Raw genomic sequence first — 3,603 nt, 5'->3', positions numbered from 1 at the left:
GCAAGCGATGGACCATGCGCTGGAAGGCACCCTTGAACGCCTTCCAGATCGCCTTCGAAGGCCGCCTCACCCCTGCCAACCTCTGAACACTTCAACACCCAAGATCAGCCGTTAAGTTGACACTCCCCCAAAAATGAGTCCTGATCTTAGTCAGGGCGCACTGTCGTGCATTGCTGGCGGAACTGGCGTGGAGAAACGCAGTAGGTCCTGCGGAATACCTGGCTGAAATGGGCGGGGTTGGTGAAGCCCCACTGGGCCGCTATCGCGTGGATCGGGTGGGCGGCCAGGCGGGGGTCGGCGAGGTCGCGTCGGCAGTGCTCCAGGCGCCGTTCGCGAATGCAGCCAGCGACGGTGTGCCCGTCCTGGTGGAATAGTTTGTGCAGGTAGCGCAGGGAGATGTGGTGTGCTGCAGCGATCGCTTCCGGGGTCAGGTGTGCATCGCCCAGGTTTGCCCGGATGAAAGCGTGGATCTGGGCCATCAGCGCTCGCCGCCTGCTGTGGGGCGGCACCGCGCTGTGGGCGTCCAACGCATCGGCGAGCGCCACGGTCAGCACATCGAGCGTGAGGGTGGACAGCCGAGCGGTATCGGACGGGCTCAGTTCGTGCATGCGCCGGGCGAGCTGCAGTAGGAACTGGGACGACAGCGCACCGACGCCCCGGGCACCGGGGATGCGAACTGCACTCAGGCGCCGCAGCTCCCGAGAGGGTAATGGCAACAACGAGCGCGGGAACTGCAAGAGCAACAGCTGGCTCGCGGGAACATCCGGCACATGCTCGGCCCAAAAGGGATGTGACGTGTCAAATAGCGTCAGATCTCCGACCCCGAAATCCGCATGCCGGCCGTCTTGCGTCATCATGCCGCCGCCTCTCACGACGCAGCTCAGCTTGAACACCTCAGGATCGGCTTGGCGAATGAGCTTGGACGTGCGGCGGACCGTGTGCGGTGCCGTGGTCAGCAGCGTCGCCTGCACGGGGCCGAACTCGCTGATGCCGACCCGCGCCTGGAATTGGCTCTCCAAGGCCGGGTCGCAGCGCAGATCGTAGGGCACCCAGATCTTGGCATGCACCTCGCGCCAGAAGGCGAAGCGCTCTTCCGGCGGAACCTCGGCGGTGCTGATCACATCCATGGCCCCCACCGGTCATGTTGTCGCTGCCGGGCCGGATTGGTATCGCCGCGGGGAAGGCGGCGAACGCACCCCGTCACCGCCCGCCCTACCCGTCTCATCGGGCCCCGACCATTACTCTCTATACATTTTCACCCAGCGAGTTTCATCGTCGCGTCACAACGGGCTCACCGCTGCTCGACGACCAGGGGAGAACCGACCCACAAACCGCGACGGTCCAGGATCAAAGACACCTTCTAACCTCGGGTATTCAGCCGAGGGAGCCGGCTCCGCCTGAAACATGAGAACTGGTGCCCCTGACCTGCAAGGATTTTGGGTGTCGACGCCATATCCAGTGCAGAAGCAGGTGCACCTTTCTGGTGAGCGAGCGTACCGGTACTACATTCGTAGATCTGGCGGGAGTGGATCGCCGCGTTGCCGATAGTGGCTGGTAAGGGCGCGTGTCTGGTGAAGCCTCCGGAATCTGGACCAGGCCAGGACGTGATCGATGGCATTGGCCGCAGGGATGAACAGCCGGGCCAGAACACGGCGGATCTCGGCGAGGGAGAGCCGCAGGAGCCTCAACGCGGCGATGCCTCCAGAAGCGGATGGTCTTTTCCCTCGTCAGTGGCCTCATCAGCATCGGCGGGCAGGGTGGCGCGCGTGACGGCCAGGAACGCCAGCGCGAGCATGGCGATGGTGACGTGCCGATGCCAGGGCGTCCACTTGCGGACCTGGTACTGGGTAAGGCCGAGCAGGTCTTTGCCGTGCTCGTTGTACTCCTCGATCTTCCAGCGTATCCCGGCCGCGTCGATCAGTTCGGTGACCGCGGTGCCCACCGGGGCGTGGGTCAGGAAGAACTCCACTTCGGACGGGGTGCTGACCGAGCGGCGCAGCAGCAGGGTGTGGGCGTGCCCGGGGGCGGGAGCCTGCCCGGCCACGGTGATGGCCAGGGCCGTCCAGTCGTAGACGCGCTCGCCTTTGGTGCCGTTCCCGCACGAGCGGCGCTCCCAGATCTGCGGCGTTCCGCGGGCCAGTAGCCGGTCCAGCACGTGTCCGACCGGCTCGACTCCGCCGCGGAGGGCGAGCAGGGGCAGATCGACGGGCACCGCCATGACGTAGCCGATCGCGCGCTCGTGACAGAAGGCGCGCAGGCCCGGGTCGCGGCCGTAGCCGGAATCGGCGCACAGGTAGCGGAAGGGTGTGCCGGCCGTGATCTCTTCGGTGAGCATGTCGATCACCAGTTGGGGCTTGGTGCGGAAGAGGACGTGCTCGGGCACTCCGGCCCGTTCTCGCCGTGGCCGGTCGCCGCTCCAGGCCTCGGGCAGGTACAGGCGCCGGTTGACGAACGCGTGCCCGGATGTCGAGGCGTAGGTGAGCATGGGCATGACCTGGCAGTTCCACCTGGCCGGTCAGTCCGCAGTACTGGTCGGCCACGCCGACCGACTTATCGCCCTTCTTGATCGCGGCTGTGTCGTCGGCGATCAGAACGGCATCGTCGCGGCCCAGGTGTGCCAGCACGTAGGAGCGGACCTCGTTGCGCAAGGCGTCGGCGTCCCATTTCGCGCGGTCCAGCAGGTGCTCGAACCGGTAGGCGGTGGCGTGCCCGATGTGGTCGGCAAGTTGCCAGGAGTTCTTGCGCGGTACGTCGGCCAGCAGCGCGCGCACCAGATCGGCGAAGGCCTGCCGAGGCTCGGGGCGGGTGAACAGGGGGTCGGCGATCCGCTCGGTCAGCGTTGTCAGTTCCGCATCCCAGGACACGACGAGATCGTAGGTCAGAGCACACGTCACGCACCGACATTGGGTCAACTACAGTCCGTGTCGGAGCCGAACGAATCAAGATCTACGAATGTAGTACCGGGTGGGACCGCCGGTTGTCTGTCACAGCCGACGGAAAAGGGCTGGTGGGTCATGCGGGAGCAGTGCTGCTGCACAAGCTCGCCGACCGGGTAGGGCTGACCGAGGCGCTCGGCAGACTGTGGCCGCATCGGCAGAGCGCGGCCTGGCGGGACCGTGCGCACGTCCTGGTCGCCCTGGCCGCGGCGATCGCGTGCGGCGCGCGGAGCCTGCTGGAAGCCGAACGGCTGCAAGCTCACCAGGCGGCGCTGTTCGGAGCGGTACCATCGGTCTCCACCACGCACCGCGCCCTGGCCGGCCTGGACGAGGCGATGCTCGCCCGTATCGCCAAGATGCGGGCGCAGGTACGGCGCCGCCTCTGGCGGCTGCTGCACCTGCGGCCGGGCGGCTTTCCCTGGCTGACGGTGGCCGGCAAACGGCTGCGCGGCTGGATCGTCATCGACATCGACGCCACCATCATCACCGCCACCTCCGACAAGCACGGCGCGGCGGTCACCTTCAAGAAAACGTATGGCTTTCACCCGCTGGCCTGCTGGTGCGCCAACACCCAAGAAGCGCTGGCGATGCTGCTTCGGCCCGGGAACGCCGGCAGCAACACCGTCCCCGAGCACCTGCGGATGCTCACCGACGCGCTGGCCCAGAT

2 protein-coding genes and 1 pseudogene are annotated in these 3,603 nt (G+C 66.5%); 1 reads left to right on the top strand and 2 read right to left on the bottom strand.

Annotated features, from left to right (window positions below):
- Positions 1-146 precede the first annotated feature (146 nt).
- Both ACTWPW_RS63345 and ACTWPW_RS63340 read right to left on the bottom strand, forming a co-directional pair.
- Positions 147-1,127 carry a helix-turn-helix domain-containing protein gene (locus ACTWPW_RS63345; protein WP_443174908.1) on the bottom strand — a complete coding sequence of 327 codons (981 nt, stop codon included), beginning with the start codon at positions 1,125-1,127 and terminating at the stop codon, positions 147-149.
- Positions 1,128-1,684: 557 nt separating this feature from the next.
- Positions 1,685-2,894, bottom strand: a pseudogene (locus ACTWPW_RS63340) (IS701 family transposase).
- Positions 2,895-3,025: 131 nt separating this feature from the next.
- On the opposite strand from ACTWPW_RS63340, the gene ACTWPW_RS63335 reads away from it, so the two are divergent.
- Positions 3,026-3,603: transposase (locus ACTWPW_RS63335; protein ID WP_443174907.1), on the top strand; the 578-nt coding region annotated here is incomplete at its 3' end.

Source organism: Nonomuraea sp. KM90 (assembly GCF_052246675.1).
Lineage (GTDB): Bacteria > Actinomycetota > Actinomycetes > Streptosporangiales > Streptosporangiaceae > Nonomuraea.
The sequence above is the reverse complement of the archived record's forward strand: the minus strand, read 5'-3'. Positions and strand labels throughout refer to the sequence as shown.